Here is a 15,274-nt window from a genome sequence, read left to right as displayed (position 1 = left end):
CTCCTCCGGGGCGCCCCCACCGTGGCAGGATGAGAAACCTCGGTGAACGAACAGCGGTGGCAGCTCGACGGCACGACGGAAGGACCGGCCCCAGCGGTGAGCGACAATCAGAACCTCCTCGCGGAGCAGCGGCGCGCCCTGATCGTCGACGAGGTGCGGCGGCGAGGCGGTGTGCGGGTCAACGAACTCACCCGCCGGCTGAACGTCTCCGACATGACCGTCCGCCGCGACCTGGACGCCCTCGCCCGGCAGGGCGTCCTGGAGAAGGTGCACGGCGGTGCCGTGCCGGTCGCCGAGGCGAGCACCTACGAGCCCGGATTCGAGGCCAAGTCGTCGCTGGAGCCCGGTGCCAAGGAGGACATCGCCCGTGCGGCGGCGGCGATGGTCGTCCCGGGCAGCGCCATCGCCCTGTCGGGTGGCACCACGACGTACGCGCTCGCCCACCGTCTCGTCGACGTCGCCGATCTGACGGTGGTGACCAACTCGGTGCGGGTCGCCGACGTGTTCCACACGGCACAGCGGCCGGGTGGGCCGGCGGAGCGGCGTCCGGGCGCCCCGACCGTGGTGCTCACGGGAGGCGTCCGCACTCCGTCGGACTCGCTCGTGGGCCCGGTCGCCGACCAGGCGATCCGCTCCCTCCACTTCGACCTGCTGTTCCTGGGAGTGCACGGCATCTCCGTGGAGGCGGGGCTGTCGGCACCCAATCTGGCGGAGGCCGAGACCAATCGGCGGCTGGTCCGCTCGGCCCGCCGGGTGGTGGTCGTGGCGGACCACACCAAGTGGGGTACGGTCGGGCTGAGTTCGTTCGCCCGGCTGGACGAGGTGGACACACTGGTGACGGACGCGGGGCTGCCGGACGGGGCGCGCGAGGCGATCGCCGAGTACCTGCCGAACCTCGTGGTCGCCGGTGAGCCGGCGGAACCCCGGGAGGCCCCGGAATGACCGTGTTCCGGATCGTGCGGACGACATCGCTGCCGGTCGCGGAGGCATGGCGTCGGCTGACCGACTGGCCTGCGCACGCGGCGCAGGTGCCCCTGACCCGCATCACCGTGGTGACGGAGGGTCCGAGCGCCGTGGGCACCCTGCTCGTCGCCCGGACCGGCGTCGGCCCTGCCCGTTTCGACGATCCGATGGAGATCGTGCGCTGGGAGCCGCCGGAGGCAGGGCGACCCGGGCACTGCCGGCTGGAGAAGCGGGGCCGGGTCGTCCTGGGCTGGGCGGAGATCGAGGTGCGGGAGTCCCCCTCCGGGGCGGTGGTGACCTGGACGGAGGAACTGCGGCTGCGGGGACTGCCGGAGGCGGCAGGGCCGGTACTGGCGCGGGCCGGCCGGCGGGTCTTCGGTCGCGCGGTGGACGGTCTGCTGGGCGGCGGGCCGCAGTCGCCGGCGCGGTGACCGTCCGAAGGACGGCCCGCTGCCCGGTGCGGGCTCCCGGCCGAGCGCCGGTCCGCGCCCTCGTCCTCCCGTTGCACCCTGCTCCCCCGGTCCTTCTCCGTGCGCCTGGCGAGCCAGGCGAGCCAGGCGCTTCGCCGTGCTCTGCGGGCTCTGCAGGCTCTGCGGGCTTGTGCGGGCTCTGCAGGCTTCTGCGTCTGCGGGCTTCTGCGTGCACGGCTCCGCGCGCCTCGTCGGCCCGTTCCTGCCACCGCTGCCCGCGTCCGTCTCCGCTTCCACGCTCTCTGCCCGGAGGTACGATCCATGACTCACCGACTCAGGCCCGTGGAACCGGGCTTCGCCGAGTCCGCGCCGGTCCGCCTCGTGTTCACGGCGGAGGTGCGGGCCGACCCCGCGGCCGTGTACCGCGCCCTCGCGGAGGACGTCGAGGGCTGGCCCGGCTGGTTCCCGGCCGTCACGTCCGCCCGACCGACCCGGGACGGCCGGGGACGAGAGGTCCGGCTGCGTGGCGGCACGCGCTTCCAGGAGACGATCGTGAGCACCGAGCCGGGGGAACGCTACGCGTACCGCATCGACGAGACCAACGCCCCGGGCATACGGGCGATGCTGGAGGAGTGGCGGCTGTCGCCCGCGGGCGGCGGGACCCGGGTGCGGTGGACGATGGCGATCGACGGCGCCGCTCCGCTGCGCCTCCTCATGGGGCTCGCCAAGCCGGCCATGGGCCGGGCCTTCCACGACGCGGTACGCCGGCTGGACCGTCGGCTCGGGTCCCCGGCGGCGTAGCCGGCTGCCCGGGTCCGCGCGGCGACCGAGCAGGGGAGCGAGCGGCGCGGCAACGGGCGACGACCGAGCAGTCCGGGAACGCGCAACCACCGGGCGGCGCGGGAACAGGCGGCGCGGAAGCGGGCCCTGACCGGGCGCGGGCCGCCCTCCGCGGGTCCGGCGCGTTCCTCGTGGCGAACGCCGAGGGGCCCGGGCCGGATCAGCCGTGCCGGATCAGCCGGGCCAGACCCCGGTGCGCAGGAACTCCTCGATGGCGGCGGCGTACGGGGCGATGTCGAGGCCCTGCTCCGCCAGCCACTGATCGGAATAGTACTTGTCCAGATAGCGGTCGCCCGGGTCGCAGATCAGGGTCACGACGCTGCCCCGCTCCCCCGCGGCCACCATCTCCGCGACGATCTTCAGCGCGCTCCACAGCCCCGTTCCGGTGGAGCCTCCGGCCTTGCGGCCGATGGCCCTCTCCAGCGCCCGGACGGCCGCGACCGTCGCCGCGTCGGGCACCTTCATCATCCGGTCGATGGCTCCGGTCACGAAACTCGGCTCCATGCGAGGGCGCCCGATGCCCTCGATGCGGGAGCCGCAGTCGCTTGCGGCCTGAGCGTCGCCCCGGGTCCAGCCGTCGAAGAAGCAGGAGTTCTCCGGGTCGGGGACACAGACCCTGGTGTCGTACTGCATGTAGTGGACGTAGCGGGCGATGGTCGCCGAGGTGCCGCCCGTACCGGCGGTGGCCACGATCCAGGCGGGCTCGGGGTAGCGCTCCAACTCCAGCTGCTGGTAGATCGATTCCGCGATGTTGTTGTTGCCGCGCCAGTCGGTGGCCCGCTCGGCGTAGGTGAACTGGTCCATGTAGTGCCCGCCGGTCCTGGCGGCGAGCGTCGCCGACTCCTCGTACATCTTCCGCGGGTCCTCCACGAAGTGGCACCGGCCACCGTGGAATTCGATCAGGCGGCACTTCTCCGCACTGGTGGTGCGGGGCATCACGGCGACGAAGGGCACCCCGATGAGCTTGGCGAAGTACGCCTCGGAGACGGCGGTCGAGCCGCTGGAGGCCTCGATGACCGGCTTGCCCGGCCGGATCCAGCCGTTGCACAGCCCGTACAGGAACAGCGATCGCGCCAGCCGGTGCTTGAGGCTGCCGGTCGGGTGGGTGGACTCGTCCTTGAGGTAGAGGTCGATGCCCCATGTCTCGGGCAGCGGGAAACGCAGCAGATGGGTGTCGGCCGAGCGGTTGGCATCGGCCTGGACCTTCCGTACGGCTTCTTTGAGCCATGCCCGGTACTCGGGGTCGCTGCGGTCCACATCGACGGTGGCCATCGCCTCGTAGGTGGTCATGCGCCCCGCTCCTCACTCTCGACCCGACGTGTGCCACCGTCCACAATAGGCCCCTCACCTGCACAAACGTTGACTTTGAGGTTCCATAGGGGTTGCTTGTGGATGCGGCGGGGAAGCGCTCTGGTGCCCGTACGGATGCCTGGGCAGACTGAGGTGCAGGAACGGCGCGAAGGGGGCGTCCATGTCGGAGGCGGAGTTCGCGGCACCCGTGCGGGAGCCGGAGTTCAGCGCCACGGGCGTGCGGATCGAGCGGTGGCCCCGCTCGCTGACGACGGCCGGTCAGGTCCTGGTCGAGGGCGGCACCCTCGCCCTGCTGACCAGCTACGGGCGGGTCATCGACAGCGCGCCCGTGAGGGCGGTCCGGGTGGGCAGGCCCTGGTTCGCGGGCGGCGCCGACAGCGCGGTCGCCACGGTCAACGGCACCCGCTACCGGCTGACGCTGAGCGGCTCCGGCCGGGGAAGGGACGACAGGGCGCTGACGGGCCGCCTTCTGGAGGTGCTCCGCAAGGCCGGCGGCGGTCCCGGCTGATCCACCGCACCGTCCCACCTGCGCCGCGTGTGCGCGGAGTTGCGCAAGCGTCACACCGGGTTCACTCTTGACTCATCACTCAGGGTTCACCGGCGGTGACACTGTGACCCAGCTCCGCCGGCGCAGACAGCAGTCGGCAGCCAACTGCTGGATCCGATCCTTCGTCTTCTTCCGGACCTATTTCGGGGAGTCGCAGCCGTGATCAGCGAGGCAAGCAGGCATTGCACGGTAGAGCTCCAGGCTCTTCCGTCGCGGATCGGTCAGATCCGCAGAATCGTATCGGCACAACTGCGCTACTGGCAGCTCGATCGCTTGATCGACCAGGCGGCTCTCGGCGTCACGGAGCTCCTGACCAACGTCCACCGGCACGCACAGCCCGACAAACTGTGCACCGTGGAGATGGAGCTGCTCTTCGACCGGCTCACCGTTTCGGTGCACGACCACGACCCCCGGATACCGATGCTCGGATCCGCGGGACCGCTCGAGACCACCGGCCGTGGACTCGCGCTGATCGAGGCCGTGAGCGAGAGCTGGGGAGTGCTGCCCAAGGGCGATGAGGGAAAGGCCGTCTGGTTCACGCTCCCGACGGCCCTCCCGCCCCCTGCGGCGCCACCGCCGTACACGGGCACCGCCGCCTTCGGTACGGCCGCCACCCCGTTCCCCGTCGTCGAGGCCGAGCCGCGGGAACGCGCCCCGGTGCGGGCCGCGGTGGCGACCTGAAGCAGGCACGTCCCGGCCGGGGTTCCGCCCGTCCGTCCCGGAGTCCGGGACGGACGGGCGGAACGCACGAACCGGGACACACGGGCTGGAACGCGTGAGCCGGGACGCACGGGCCGGGACGCACGGGCCGGCACGGCACCTCAGCCGCGTGACACCGCCTGGGCAGGGCGGGCGCCAGACGCCGGGCATCAGGCATCAGGCATCAGGCATCAGGCATCAAACGCCAGACAGCAGGCAGCAAGCATCAGGCAACCGGTATCAGTGTGAGGTACGCGAGGCCCAGGACGCCCCGGTAGCCACGCAGCCAGCTCGCCCGGTGACGATCCACCCGCTCACGGGTGCTGCCGGCGAGGCGATGCCCCGGGTGACTGGCGAGCCATTCCTCCACGTCGGCCAGATAGCCCGATTCGAAGTCCTCCCACTCCGACGTGCTCGCCGTCTCGATCGCCTCGACACGGAATCCGGCGGCCGTGGCGGCGTCGGCGACATCGGCCAGCGGGAGGTGGTCGTCGGCCCGGGCTCCCGGCCACATCTCGGCCAGCTCCCCCGGCACGGGGGTGCGCTCCCAGAAGCCCTCGCCGAAGAGCACGCGCCCGCCCGGGGAGACCAGGGAACGCAGCGCGCTGAGCGCGGCGGTGGTCGCCGGGAGCGTCCCGGGGGCACCGGCCGCTCCGTCGGCGGCCGGACCGGCGTCCTGGGCCACACCGCGATCCCGCGCGACACCACCCTCCTTCGAGACACCGGCGTCCTGCGCGACGCTTCCGTCCGGGTCGAGCAGCGCCTGTCCGGAGCCCAGGCACAGCACGACGTCGGCAGGCCCGTGCGGGGTGCCGGCGGCGGACTCCTCGAGGAACCGCACACGCTCGGCGAGCCCGCGCCCGGCCGCGTTGCGGCGCCCGCGGGCCAGGTCGTCCCCGTTCAGGTCGATGCCCACGCCCTGGGCGCCGGGCGCCGCCTCCAGGATCCGGAGCATCAACTCGCCCCAGCCGCAGCCGATGTCGAGCACCGTGGCCGGCTCCCGGCGGGCCAGACGTGCGACCAGCCGTCCGGCGCGCTCCTCGGACAGCGGCCCGTGGAAGATGAGGCGGGTCAAGCGGGGTGGGAGTGGGAGATCGGTACCGGCCATGCCGTGGACCGTACGGCGGCCCGCCCGCGGGCGCATCCGAATTCCCGCGAGGCCGGAGTCATATCGAGTCGCGGCGCGTCGGCCACCGGGCCGGGCGCCGGCCGGTCGGCGCCCGGGCAACGGACCCCGAGGACGGACCGCGAGCAACGGACCCCGTGCGGCGGACCTCCCGGATGTGCTCTCCGACCGAACCGTGCCGGTCACACACGGGTTCCGTGCATCGCGGGCGCGCTCACGGAACGCGCTGCGCCAGCACGCTCTGCGGATCGTCCAGCACCGGCTGCCAGGCCAGTTCCGCCGCACCCACCAGGCTGTTGTGGTCGAGGGTGCACGGCAGGATGGGCACACTGCCGCTGCGGCCCCACAGGCTGCGGTCGGCGACCACGGCCCGCAGGCGCTCCGGATCGGCGTCGAGCAGTTCGCGGTGCAGACCACCCAGGATGATCCGGTCCGGATTGAGGATGTTGACGAGCCCCGCGAGCCCGAGGCCCAGCCGGTCGACGAGCTCCTCGGCCGCCGCCCGCACCGCCGGGTCGTCGTACTCCGTACGCAGCAGGTCCCTGGACTGCTGGAGCAGTGAGACCTCGGGGCCGGGGTCGATACCGGCGGCCGTGAGGAACGCGAGCGGGTCGGCCTCCACGTCGAGGCAGCCGCGGCTGCCGCAATGGCAGGCGCGCCCCTCGGGGTTGACGGTCAGATGGCCGACCTCCAGGGCGAGGCCGGAGCTGCCCGTGTGCAGCCTGCCGTCGAGTACGAGCGCGCCGCCGACACCGCGGTGACCGGTGGCGACGCAGAGGAGGTGCCGGGCTCCCCGGCCGGCGCCGTGCCGGTGCTCGGCGAGGGCGGCGAGGTTGACGTCGTTGCCGGTGAAGGCGGGCCCCGTGATGCCGGCTGCCTGCACGCATTCGGCGAAGATGTCACGGACCTCGGCGCCCGCGGGCCAGGCCAGATGCAGCGGGTTGAGGGCGGTGCCGTCGGGTTCGGCCACCGCCGAGGGCACGGCGAGCCCTGCGCCGACGCAGTGGCGCCCGGACTCCTTCAGCAGCGCCACGCCCGCCTCGACCACGTCGCCGAGCACCTGCGCCGGATCGGCGGAGACGGTGACGCAGCCGGGGGCGGTCGCGGCGATCGTGCCGCCCAGTCCGACCAGGGCGGCCCGGAAACCGTCGGCGTGCACCTGGGCGGCGAGGGCGACGGGCCCGCTCTCGTCCACGGCGAGGCGGTGGGAGGGGCGGCCCTGGGAGCCGGCGCCCGCACCGGGCCTGGAGTCCACCCGGATGAGGCCGAGCGCCTCCAGTTCGGCGGCGACCGCGCCGGCCGTGGCCCTGGTGACGCCCAACTCGGCGGTCAGCACTGCCCGGGTGGGCGCACGCCCCGTATGGACCAGTTCCAGTGCGGGGCCGAGGGCGCCGCGTCCTCTCTCCAGCCGCGTCCGAGCGCTCGTCGCCTTGCCGTTCATGGGCGAAGTCTCCCATGATCCCGCACGCCGGTGGGCGTCGCGGCGGGCCGGTCACGGGGGCCTCGGGGCACCGCGCCGAGCCACTCGGGGAGGCCGCGCGGCGGCTCCCGCGGCGCTGCCGGACGCGGCCCACGCAGCGGGGGCAGGACCACCCGCGGTCCGGGCCGAGTCCGCCGCTCTCGCGTTCCCGGGGCCGCGGCGCCGACGCGATTGGGCGGCAGGGCGGCCGTCCCCTATCCTAAGTTTGTGCCGCTGCTAAACAAACTTGCTCCCTCCCGCTCCCTCGTCCGACTCCGCATCGCGCTCACCGTCTTCTTCGCCCTCGACGGCTTCCTCTTCGCCGGCTGGGTCGTCCGCATCCCCGCCATCAAGGAGCAGACCGGCGCCTCGGCCGGCGACCTCGGTCTCGCCCTCCTCGGCGTGTCCGCCGGGGCCGTGGTGACGATGACGCTCACCGGGCGCCTGTGCGCGCGCTTCGGCAGCCGTCCGCTGACCGTGGCGGCCGCGGTCCTGCTCTCCCTCGGCATCGCACTGCCCGCGCAGACGCACTCCCCGCTCGCCCTGGGCCTGGTCCTGCTGGTGTTCGGTGCCGCCTACGGCGGGATCAACGTGGCCATGAACAGCGCCGCCGTGGATCTGGTCGCCGCGCTTCGACGGCCCGTCATGCCCGGCTTCCACGCGGCCTTCAGCCTGGGCGGCATGATCGGCGCGGGCCTCGGCGGGCTGGTGGCCGCGGGTCTCTCCCCCGCCTCCCACCTGCTCGTGCTCACCGCGACCGGGCTGGTCGTCACCGCCGCCGCCGGGCCGGTTCTCCTGCGGTCCCCCTCTCCCACGGGCCACGACGGCACCGGCCGGGCGGCGTCCCCCGGCACACGCGCAGACGAACGGACCGCATCCCCCGACGGACCCGCAGGCGGCCCGGAGCGCCTCTCCCGTCGCACGCGCCGACTCGTGGTGGTCTTCGGCGTCATCGCCCTGTGCACCGCATACGGCGAAGGAGCGCTCGCCGACTGGGGAGCGCTCCATCTGGAGCAGGACCTGGGGGCGCACGCGGGCGTGGCGGCCGCCGGGTACTCGCTGTTCGCGCTGGCGATGACCGCGGGACGGCTCTCCGGCACGACCATGCTGGAACGGCTCGGGCAGACCCGGACCCTGGTCGCGGGCGGGGTGACCGCCGCCGCCGGAATGCTGCTCGGCTCCCTGGCGCCGACGGTCTGGCTCGCCCTGCTGGGCTTCGCGGTGACCGGTCTCGGGCTCGCGAACATCTTCCCCGTGGCGGTGGCACGGGCGGGCGCGCTCGCCGGACCGCGCGGCGTGGCGACGGCCTCCACGCTGGGCTACGGCGGCATGCTGCTCGGGCCCCCCGCCATCGGCTTCCTCGCGGACTGGTTCTCGCTGCCGATGGCGCTGACGACGGTGGCCGCGCTCGCCGCCGTGGCCGCGGTGATCGGGTACGCCGCTCGCGGGGCCGCGGACGGGGACACCGGCGAAGGGAACACCATGGACGAGGGCACCACGGTGGAGGGCTCCATGGACGGGGACACCACGGTGGAGAGCACCGCGGCGGAGCGGGGCGGGGGACGGCGGTCGCCCGTCGGCAGGGCCTCGGAGCAGCGGTGCCGGGCCGAGCCTCGCTGACGCGACCGTCCCACGGCCCGCGTGGAACCGTCCGGGGCCGGCCTGTTCGCGGGCTCGCCACCGGTGCCCCGCGGCGGGACCCACCCGGTACCGCCGGCCCTGGCGTCGTTGCCTCCGTACCCGTCCCGGCGGCCGCCCTGCTCCGTCCCGCTGCCCGGCCGCCGCGAGCCGTGTGTTACTCGGCGGCCGCGAGCCGTGCGGCACAGGGGGGCCGCACACGCCCGAAGGATCCCGCGGCACGGTCTCCTCGTCGCACCGCTTTCCCTCGTCGCACCACTTCCTCGTCCTGCCGCCTCCATGCCCCACCAACTCCCGCCGTACCACCTCCTGTTCTGCCGCCCCCTGTCCTACCGTCTCCCGACCGGCCGTCTCCCGACCGCACTCCGGCGCCGGAACTCCCCGGTGGCGTACCGCTGTCCCGGCGCCTCCGGCAGAATCCCCGGTGTGGAGACAACCGAGCTCATCGCGCACCTGAACGAGGAGGGCCGTCTGCTGGCCGGAGCCGCCGCGGCGGCCGGCCCGGACGCGGCCGTGCCGACCTGTCCCGGGTGGCGGATCGGGGATCTGCTGCGGCACACCGGCATGGTGCACCGCTGGGCGACGGCGTTCGTGGCCGAGCGGCACACCGGGTACCGCCCGGCCGCCGGTGACCCGGACCTGGACGGTGCGGCGCTGCTGGACTGGTTCCGGGAAGGGCACGGGCTGCTGGTGGACGCGCTCTCCAACGCCCCGGACGACCTCGACTGCTGGACGTTCCTCCCCGCAGCCTCCCCGCTCGCCTTCTGGGCGCGCCGCCAGACCCATGAGACGGCCGTGCACCGCGCGGACGCGGAGTCGGCGCTGGGCGAGCCGGGCCCCGTACCGCAGCGGCTGGCGGCCGACGGTGTGGACGAGTTGCTGTGCGCGTTCCACGGCCGCCGACGAAGCCCGGTGCGGACCGACGCACCGAAGGTGCTGCGGGTGCGGACCACGGACACCGGTGACGTCTGGACCGTACGCCTGTCGGCCGAACCACCGCGTGCCGAACGCTCGTCGGAAGGACCGGCGGACTGCGAGCTGAGCGGCCCGGCAGGGCGGCTCCACCTCGTGCTCTGGAACCGGCTTCCGCTCACCGCCGTGACCCTGGACGGGGACGCGGACATCGCCCGTCTGTGGCGGGAGAAGTCCGCGATCACCTGGGCCTGAGGGTCCCGTCCCGACGCCACCGGGGGTGTGCGGGTCCCGGACGGCCTCCGCGCGCCCGTGGGCGTCAGGGTGATCGCGCTTGTCGTGTCGACACGGCGGGAGGCGGCGGGAGGCGGCGGGATGCGGCGGGATGCGGCGGGATGCGGCGGGATGCGGCGGGACGGCCAACGAGGCGGCACGGGCCGGGGATTGCCTGCTCACCGTGGCCCTTGTGACACTCTTCGCATGGGGGAGCGTACACAGGCACAGCGGGACGAGACGACCGTCGAGATCGGCTACGCGCTGTGCAGCGCGACTTTCGCGGCGGCGGTGGTCTTCGGGCTGATCGCGGGACCGAAGCTGATGTTCACCATGCCGTACGCCGTCGAGCTGGGGCTGCTCCTCGCGGCCACGACCGCCGCCGGGCTGGTGTTCCCGATCCGGGTGGTCACGGTGCTGCGACGGCATGCGCGCCAGGTGGGTCGGCGAGTTGCGCCCGGTCAGCCGGACCGGACCAGCCCCGACGCGTAGGCCGGGCCGACGCGTCGGGCCCGGTCCCGTAGGTGGCAGGCCAGGGCGACGGTTCGGGTCGGGTGTCCTCCCCTGCCCTGCCCTGCCCCACCGTCGTCCCGGGTCAGCTCCGGTCTCCGGCCGACGGGACGATCCCCGCCTCCCGGCCGAGCCGCTCCGCCGCGTGTGCGAAGAACGCGTCCCTGTCCTCCACCACCCGGTGGTACTGCCCGAACACCTCGAAGGAGATCAGACCGAAGAGCTGCGACCAGGCGGCGACCAGCGAGGCCGCGAGTTCCGGCGGCAGCCCGGGCGCGAGGTCCGCGGCGATCCGCTCGGCCTCGGGGCGGAGGCCGTCCGGGAGTCCGGGTGGTGCGGTACCCGGTCCGCGCTGGGCGTCGCGCGCGATACCCACGAGGGCGAGGCCGACCCGGGAGGCGGGCTCGACGGTCGTCCGCGGGGCGGCGTAACCGGGTACGGGCGAGCCGTAGATCAGCGCGTACTCGTGGGGATGCTCGAGCGCCCAGGCGCGGACGGCGGCGCAGACGGCCCCCCAACGGGTGAGCGGATCCCCGACCGTCCCCGCGGCCGTCTCGGCGGCGACGCCCACGGCGTCGTAGGCGTCCACGATCAGCGCGGTGAGCAGTTCGTCACGGCTGGGGAAGTAGCGGTAGAGCGCCGAGGAGACCATGCCGAGCTCCCGGGCGACCGCACGCAGGGACAGCTTGGCGGCACCGTCGGCGGCGAGCTGCCTTCGCGCCTCGTCCTTGATGGCCGCGGTGATCTCGTCTCGGGCCCGCTGCCTGGCCCCCCGGACGGCGGCGGGGGCGAGGCTGCCGGGAGCACGGCCGGTGGGGCGCTCGGTGTCCATGCGGAGCAGTGTTCCACGTTCTGAAGCACCAGCCCACGACGAGAGCATTGCTCTTGCCTCGGCGGTCGGCCTGGGTGCACACTGCTCACAAGAGAGAGCACTGCTCGCCCCGGATTCGTCCCGTCCGGGTTCCGCCGTTGGAGGTCGCCATGTCGCCGTCGCCGCACTACATCAAGGCCGGACCTGTCGCACAGCGCTTCAACAACCTCGTCGGCCGGCTGGCGCGCCACGGCATCAGCCTCCTCGGGTCAGCCGAACTGTCCGTGCGGGGCCGAAAGAGCGGCCGGATGCAGCGCATCCCGGTCAATCCGCACAGCCACGGCGGCGCGCAGTACCTGGTCTCGGCACGCGGCCACTCGCAGTGGGTCCGCAACATGCGCGCGGCGGGCGGCGGGGAACTCCGCGTGGGCCGCAGGGTGCGCCGCTTCACGGCCGTCGAGGTCACGGACGACGCCGAGAAGCTCCCGGTCCTGCGGGCCTACCTGAAGCGCTGGGGCTGGGAGGTCGCGCAGTACTTCAACGGCGTGACCGCCAAGTCCTCCGACGCGGAGATCCTGGCGGCCGCCCCGGACCATCCGGTGTTCCTGATCACCACTCGGAATTGAGCCGGTACGGACGCCGTCGGGTGCGGAAGTGAGCCCGCACGCAGACCGTCCGGCACGGAATTGATCCGTACGGAAGTGATCCGTACGGAAGTGATCCCGCCACCCGGGTCACCCCCGTATTCGGGTGACTCCGGTATCCCGGTGCCGCCGCCACGGAAGTGACTCCGCCACACCCGAGGACTGCGCCACACCCGAAGACCCCGGCACGCCCACGGACTCCTGCACGCACCGGGACCCGGCCACCCAGAACCCGGCCACCCACGACCCGGTGCCCCGGCGGCGCCGGGCTCGCGGGGACCGCACCCGGACCTCCGGATCGTCACCCGCGGGCAGCGGTCAGGAGGCGGCCCGCGATCCGGCCGTCCCGTCCCGTCCGTCGGCGGCGTCCGCGGCACCGTCCACAGCGCCGTCCTGCGCCGTGGGCGCGGGACGGGAGCGGTCCATGGCCTCCAGGGCGCGCCGCGCCATCCCGTGCGAGCGCACGATGCCGGCCAGGGTCGTGGCCCCGCGCGTGATGTCCGAGAACGCCGTCCAGGCCGGACGGAAACCCGTGATCACGGCGTGCAGGATCCCGGGGCGCCGCGCGAACACCGAGAGCATCCGCCTGCCGACACCCATCTCCACGCCGAGCCCCGCCTTGACGGCGAAGGCGTAGTTCAGCGCCTGGCGCCGCGCGTCGACGGCGTCGCCGGCCTCGGCGACCCGTACCGCCCACTCCCCGGCCAGCCGGCCCGAGCGCAGTGCGAAGGAGATGCCCTCCCGGGTCCACGGCTCCAGCATCCCCGCCGCGTCACCGCAGACCAGCACCCGCCCGCGGGACAGCGGGGAGTCGTCGCTGCGGCAGCGGGTCAGGTGCCCGGAGGAGACGGCCGGCTCGAACCCGGCCAGTCCCAGCCGGGCGATGAAGTCCTCGAGATAGCGCTTGGTCGCGGCGCCCTCTCCGCGGGCCGAGATCACCCCGACGGTGAGCACGTCGCCCTTGGGGAAGACCCAGCCGTAACTCCCCGGCATGGGGCCCCAGTCGATGAGCACCCGGCCCGCCCAGTCCTCCGCGACCGTCGCGGGCACCGGGATCTCGGCCTCCAGGCCCAGATCCACCTGGTCCATCTTCACGCCGACGTGCGCCCCTATGCGGCTTGCGCTGCCGTCCGCCCCGACCACCGCGCGGGCGAGGACGGTCTCCCCGCCGGCGAGTACGACCGCCACGGTGCGGCGGTCGGGCACGGCAGGCCCGTGCTGCTCGACCCGGACGACGGTGACCCCGGTGCGCAGGACGGCGCCGGCCTTCTCGGCGTGCTCCACCAGCGCGGCGTCGAACTCCGGGCGGTTGACGAGCCCGAACAGCATCCGCCGGGAGCGCCGCGTCCGGGCCAGCCGTCCGTTCATCGAGAACGTGACCGCGTGCACCCGGTCCTTCAGGGGCAGTTCGAAACCGGGCGGCAGCGCGTCCCGCGACGGGCCGATGATCCCGCCGCCGCAGGTCTTGTAACGAGGCAGTTCGGCCTTCTCCAGGAGGAGCACCCGCCGGCCCGTCACCGCGGCCGCGTAGGCCGCCGACGCTCCCGCGGGCCCCGCGCCGACCACGACGACGTCCCACACCGGCTCGTCCCGCCCGCTGGCGGCATCTGCGTTCTCGCTGCTCACGATGTGCTTCTGCTCCCGATCCGACGCTCGGCCCAAGGTCTCCACGGCATCCTACGGCGCTGCCTCCGCCCGTCCCGCTGTGGGAGGATCGCCGTACCTTCGCACTACACACAACGTCGCACCCACAAGGAGCGTGCCCATGACCGCGAATCCGATCGCCGAGACCGTCGCATCCCTGATGCCGCGCGCGAAGGCGGAGCTCGCGGAACTGGTGGCGTTCGAGTCGGTGGCGGATCCGGCGGTGGCGCCCAGGAGCGAGTGCGAGGCCGCCGCCGGCTGGGTCGCGGACACACTGCGCTCGGAGGGTTTCCGGGACGTGGCGCTGCTGGACACCCCCGACGGGTCGCAGTCGGTGTACGGCTTCCTTCCCGGCCCCGAGGGCGCTCCCACCGTGCTGCTGTACGCCCACTACGACGTGCAGCCGAAGCTCGACGAGTCGGCGTGGCTGTCGCCCCCGTTCGAGCTCACGGAGCGCGACGGCCGCTGGTACGGCCGCGGCGCCGCGGACTGCAAGGGCGGCTTCATCATGCATCTGCTCGCACTGCGCGCCCTCAGGGCGAACGGCGGAGTGCCCGTCTCGGTCAAGGTGATCGTCGAGGGCTCGGAGGAGCAGGGCACCGGCGGCCTCGAGCGGTACGCCGAGGCCCACCCCGACCTGCTCGCCGCCGACGCGATCGTCATCGGTGACGCCGGCAACTTCCGGGTGGGTGTGCCCACCGTCACCGCGACGCTGCGCGGTATGACGACGGTTCGGGTCACCGTCGACACCCTGGAGGGCAATCTGCACTCGGGCCAGTTCGGCGGCGCCGCCCCCGACGCCCTGGCGGCGCTGATCCGCGTCCTGGACTCGCTGCGCGCCGAGGACGGTTCGACGGTGGTCGAGGGGCTGGACGCCGACGCCGTCTGGGAGGGGATCCAGTACCCGGAGGCGGACTTCCGCACGGACGCCAGGGTCCTCGACGGGGTGGACCTGATCGGCCGCGGCACCGTCGCCGACCGGATCTGGGCGCGCCCCGCCGTCACGGTCGTCGGCATCGACTGCTCCCCCGTCGCGGGCGCCGCCCCGTCCGTGCCGGCGAGCGCCCGTGCGCAGATCAGCCTGCGGGTACCGCCCGGCCAGGACGCCGCCGAGGCGACGAAGCTGCTCTTCGCGCACATCGAGAAGCACACACCGTGGAACGCGCGGGTGAGCGTCGAGCAGGTCGGCCAGGGCCAGCCGTTCCTCGCCGATGCGGGCAGCCCGGCGTACACGGCGATGGCGGACGCCATGCGGATCGCCTACCCGGGCCAGGAGATGCAGACCGCCGGCATGGGCGGTTCGATCCCGCTGTGCAACACGCTCTCCGAGCTGTACCCGTCGGCGGAGATCCTGCTGATCGGGCTGAGCGAGCCGGACGCCCGGATCCACGCCGTCAACGAGAGCGTCTCGCCGGAGGAGCTGGAGCGGCTGTCCGTGGCCGAGGCGCACTTCCTGGTCAACTACGCACGCTCCCGCCGGGCTTGAC

15 protein-coding genes are annotated in these 15,274 nt (G+C 73.7%); 10 read left to right on the top strand and 5 right to left on the bottom strand.

The genetic code is table 11. From position 1 onward, the window contains the following. The first annotated feature begins 96 nt into the window (after nt 1–96). The 3 genes from DDW44_RS29995 to DDW44_RS29985 all read left to right on the top strand — a co-directional run bounded on the left by DDW44_RS29995 (nt 97) and on the right by DDW44_RS29985 (nt 2,174). Nucleotides 97–942 (top strand): DeoR/GlpR family DNA-binding transcription regulator, encoded by an 846-nt coding sequence (locus DDW44_RS29995; RefSeq protein WP_026281875.1) that lies wholly within the window; start codon nt 97–99, stop codon nt 940–942. Beyond that, nucleotides 939–1,394 carry an SRPBCC family protein gene (locus tag DDW44_RS29990; RefSeq protein ID WP_108908452.1) on the top strand — a complete coding sequence of 152 codons (456 nt, stop codon included), beginning with the start codon at nt 939–941 and terminating at the stop codon, nt 1,392–1,394. The genes DDW44_RS29995 and DDW44_RS29990 overlap by 4 nt, the downstream gene beginning before the upstream one ends. A 300-nt stretch (nt 1,395–1,694) precedes the next feature. Next, complete coding sequence (locus DDW44_RS29985; RefSeq protein WP_208648026.1) at nt 1,695–2,174, top strand: SRPBCC family protein; 480 nt, start codon at nt 1,695–1,697, stop codon at nt 2,172–2,174. Nucleotides 2,175–2,387: 213 nt separating this feature from the next. Here DDW44_RS29985 and cds1 read toward each other — a convergent pair whose 3' ends face one another. Continuing rightward, on the bottom strand, nt 2,388–3,503 hold the full coding sequence (gene cds1, locus DDW44_RS29980; protein WP_108908450.1) for an L-cysteine desulfhydrase Cds1: 1,116 nt from the start codon (nt 3,501–3,503) through the stop codon (nt 2,388–2,390). 181 nt (nt 3,504–3,684) lie between these two features. On the opposite strand from cds1, the gene DDW44_RS29975 reads away from it, so the two are divergent. Next, the gene (locus DDW44_RS29975) at nt 3,685–4,032 is read left to right on the top strand and encodes a hypothetical protein (RefSeq protein WP_018891220.1); all 348 of its coding nucleotides are present in this window, start codon (nt 3,685–3,687) and stop codon (nt 4,030–4,032) included. A gap of 198 nt (nt 4,033–4,230) precedes the next feature. Then, nucleotides 4,231–4,752: an ATP-binding protein gene (locus DDW44_RS29970; protein WP_108908449.1), complete on the top strand. Its 522-nt coding sequence runs from the start codon at nt 4,231–4,233 to the stop codon at nt 4,750–4,752. 244 nt (nt 4,753–4,996) lie between these two features. Here the strand turns inward: DDW44_RS29970 and DDW44_RS29965 are convergent, their stop codons facing one another. Both DDW44_RS29965 and DDW44_RS29960 read right to left on the bottom strand, forming a co-directional pair. Next, nucleotides 4,997–5,914, bottom strand: a complete 918-nt coding sequence (locus tag DDW44_RS29965; RefSeq protein WP_108908448.1) for an SAM-dependent methyltransferase — start codon at nt 5,912–5,914, stop codon at nt 4,997–4,999. 196 nt (nt 5,915–6,110) lie between these two features. Next, nucleotides 6,111–7,337, bottom strand: coding sequence for an ROK family protein (locus tag DDW44_RS29960; RefSeq protein ID WP_108908447.1), 1,227 nt, complete (start codon nt 7,335–7,337; stop codon nt 6,111–6,113). 246 nt (nt 7,338–7,583) lie between these two features. Between DDW44_RS29960 and DDW44_RS29955 the strand changes: the two genes are divergently transcribed. From DDW44_RS29955 to DDW44_RS29945, 3 genes are all read left to right on the top strand, one after another. After that, a complete protein-coding gene (locus DDW44_RS29955; RefSeq protein ID WP_108908446.1) occupies nt 7,584–8,975 on the top strand; it encodes an MFS transporter in 1,392 nt (463 codons plus the stop codon). A 444-nt stretch (nt 8,976–9,419) separates the two neighbouring features. Beyond that, nucleotides 9,420–10,160 carry a maleylpyruvate isomerase family mycothiol-dependent enzyme gene (locus DDW44_RS29950; RefSeq protein ID WP_108908983.1) on the top strand — a complete coding sequence of 247 codons (741 nt, stop codon included), beginning with the start codon at nt 9,420–9,422 and terminating at the stop codon, nt 10,158–10,160. A gap of 225 nt (nt 10,161–10,385) precedes the next feature. Continuing rightward, complete coding sequence (locus DDW44_RS29945; RefSeq protein ID WP_108908445.1) at nt 10,386–10,670, top strand: DUF6332 family protein; 285 nt, start codon at nt 10,386–10,388, stop codon at nt 10,668–10,670. A gap of 103 nt (nt 10,671–10,773) precedes the next feature. Here the strand turns inward: DDW44_RS29945 and DDW44_RS29940 are convergent, their stop codons facing one another. Continuing rightward, on the bottom strand, nt 10,774–11,520 hold the full coding sequence (locus DDW44_RS29940) for a TetR/AcrR family transcriptional regulator (protein ID WP_108908444.1): 747 nt from the start codon (nt 11,518–11,520) through the stop codon (nt 10,774–10,776). Between the two features lie 149 nt (nt 11,521–11,669). Here DDW44_RS29940 and DDW44_RS29935 point away from each other — a divergent pair, with 149 nt between their 5' ends. Further along, nucleotides 11,670–12,125, top strand: a complete 456-nt coding sequence (locus DDW44_RS29935; RefSeq protein ID WP_108908443.1) for a nitroreductase family deazaflavin-dependent oxidoreductase — start codon at nt 11,670–11,672, stop codon at nt 12,123–12,125. Nucleotides 12,126–12,461: 336 nt separating this feature from the next. Here the strand turns inward: DDW44_RS29935 and DDW44_RS29930 are convergent, their stop codons facing one another. Then, nucleotides 12,462–13,769, bottom strand: a complete 1,308-nt coding sequence (locus tag DDW44_RS29930) for a geranylgeranyl reductase family protein (RefSeq protein WP_244224153.1) — start codon at nt 13,767–13,769, stop codon at nt 12,462–12,464. Between the two features lie 139 nt (nt 13,770–13,908). Between DDW44_RS29930 and DDW44_RS29925 the strand changes: the two genes are divergently transcribed. Further along, nucleotides 13,909–15,273, top strand: coding sequence for a dipeptidase (locus DDW44_RS29925; protein WP_108908441.1), 1,365 nt, complete (start codon nt 13,909–13,911; stop codon nt 15,271–15,273). Nucleotide 15,274 lies beyond the last annotated feature (1 nt).

Origin of the sequence: Streptomyces tirandamycinicus (assembly GCF_003097515.1) — a bacterium.
In the GTDB taxonomy this organism is placed as follows: domain Bacteria; phylum Actinomycetota; class Actinomycetes; order Streptomycetales; family Streptomycetaceae; genus Streptomyces; species Streptomyces tirandamycinicus.
Note: the sequence above shows the minus strand (reverse complement) of the source record. Positions and strands in the feature narration are given on the sequence as shown.